This is a genomic window from Saccharothrix lopnurensis (assembly GCF_042658445.1).
GTDB lineage: Bacteria > Actinomycetota > Actinomycetes > Mycobacteriales > Pseudonocardiaceae > Actinosynnema > Actinosynnema lopnurensis.
Window position 1 is genome coordinate 1 of the sequence record NZ_JBHSQO010000108.1, and the last position, 910, is coordinate 910.

Annotated in this window: 1 protein-coding gene; it reads left to right on the top strand. The window is 70.5% G+C overall.

Annotation, left to right across the window (positions count from 1 at the left end; genetic code table 11):
• Window positions 1–227: 227 nt before the first annotated feature.
• The coding region (locus tag ACFP3R_RS37545) for an IS5 family transposase (protein WP_380643804.1) at window positions 228–910 on the top strand (683 nt) is incomplete at its 3' end.

Genomic DNA, 910 nt, shown 5'->3' on the forward strand with positions numbered 1-910 from the left:
CAGGTGACGGCTCTTTGGTGCGCAGACGAGGGAACTCCTGGTAGATCGGACGTTGTCGAAGCGCCGTTCTGCCAGGAGTTCCGTTGTTATCGTGCCCGATCCCCGCGGGCGGTTCCACCGCGGGTACCCCGTGCTGCCGCCTGACGACGTCCCACCAGCCCGTCCGACGGACGAGGCGGTATCCCACCGACGTCACCGACATCCAGTGGGCCGAGCTGGATCCGCTGTTGCCCGATCCGGCGTGCCTGGCCGGTCGGGGCGGGCGGTGGGAGAAGCACTGCCGGCGGGTGATCGTGGACGCGATCCTGTACGTGGTCGACAACGGCATCAAGTGGCGGGCCCTGCCGGCGGACTTCCCACCCTGGCAGACGGTCTACAAGCGGTTCGCCGCCTGGGAGAAGATCGGTGCCTCGCAGCGGCTGCTCGACGCGCTGCGCGACCGCGTCCGCCTGGCCAAGGGGCGGATGGCGGCTCCGTCGGCGGCGGTGATGGACTCGCAGTCGGTGCGCGCCGCGCAGACCGTGAGCCGGGCCACGCGGGGTTGGGACGGCGGGAAGAAGGTCGCCGGCCGCAAGCGGCACATCGTCGTGGACACCCTGGGCCTGCTGGTGGCCGTGTTGGTCACGCCCGCCTCGACGCAGGACCGGGTCGCCGCCCGCAGCCTGCTGCGCCGGATGCGCGACACCGCCGGGAAGCGGGCCGCACTGGTATGGGCCGACGGCGGCTACACCGGCACCCTGCTCGATTGGGCACGCAAGACCCTCGGCCTGGTGGTGGAGATCGTCCAACGCCCGCAGGTGCCGTACTTCACCGTGCTGCCCAGAAGATGGGTAGTCGAACGCACTCTGGCCTGGATCACCGGACACCGCCGCTGCGTCCGCGACTACGAACGCCTACCCCACCACCACGA